Raw genomic sequence first — 1,122 nt, forward strand, 5'->3', positions numbered from 1 at the left:
AAGATGGCCGAATCCTGCCCCGGCAGCACCCACGCCAAACTCTCCTGGTTGCAGGTCTGGTATATCCGCGACGACACCTACTCGTTGGCCCTGGCCGAGTTGGTCAACGCGCAGTTGCGTCATCCATTCGCGGCGCACTGGGGTGACGGCACCACGTCCTCGTCGGATGGGCAGCGCTTCCGCGCCGGGGGAAGGGCCGAGAGCACCGGGCACCTCAACCCCAAATACGGGGCCGAGCCGGGCCGGCTGTTCTACACCCACGTCTCGGACCAGTACGCGCCCTTCAGCAGTCAGGTCATCAACGTCGGGGTCCGGGATGCGACCTACGTGCTCGATGGCTTGCTCTACCACGAATCCGACCTGCGCATCGAAGAGCACTATACCGACACGGCCGGCTTTACCGACCACCTGTTTGCCGTGATGCCTTTGCTGAGCTACCGCTTCGCTCCGCGCATCCGAGACCTAAGCGAGACCAAGCTGTACGTGCCGCCGGGTTCCCCCACATACGAGGCCTTGCAGCCCTTGCTGGGCGGCACGCTGAACGTGCGCCACATCCTGGCCCACTGGGAAGAGATTTTACGCCTGGTCACCTCCATCAAGCAAGGCACGGTCACGGCCTCGCTCATGCTGCGCAAGCTGGGCAGCTACCCGCGCCAGAACGGGCTGGCGGTGGCCTTGCGTGAATTGGGGCGCCTTGAGCGGAGCCTGTTCATCCTGGACTGGCTGCAAAGCAAGGAGTTGCGCCGCCGCGTGCAGGTCGGGCTCAATAAGGGCGAAGCGCGCAACGCGCTGGCCCGGGCCGTGTTCTTCCACCGGCTGGGGGAAATCCGGGACCGGGGCTTTGCGCAGCAGCGTTACCGGGCCAGCGGGCTGAACCTGCTCACGGCCGCCATCGTGCTGTGGAACACGGTGTATCTGCAGCGGGCTGTACAGGCGCTACGGGCTCATGGCCAACCCGTGGACGAGACGCTGTTGCCCTACTTGTCGCCGCTGGGCTGGGAGCACATCAACCTGACGGGTGACTACTCGTGGCGCAGCAAGCGCGCTCCCGGCAAATTTCAGCCCCTACGGCCCCTTCCCAACCCTTAACGTGCTATTTATTCCGTTTTCTGAGAGGCCCCC

Annotated in this window: 1 protein-coding gene; it reads left to right on the top strand. The window is 64.6% G+C overall.

What is annotated here, in order from left to right; translation table 11 throughout:
- On the top strand, positions 1-1,089 hold a 1,089-nt coding region (locus GGU46_RS21855; RefSeq protein WP_183405635.1), incomplete at its 5' end, for a Tn3 family transposase.
- Between the last annotated feature and the right edge of the window lie 33 nt (positions 1,090-1,122).

The sequence above is a fragment of the Hymenobacter latericoloratus genome (genome assembly GCF_014199535.1).
GTDB lineage: Bacteria > Bacteroidota > Bacteroidia > Cytophagales > Hymenobacteraceae > Hymenobacter > Hymenobacter latericoloratus.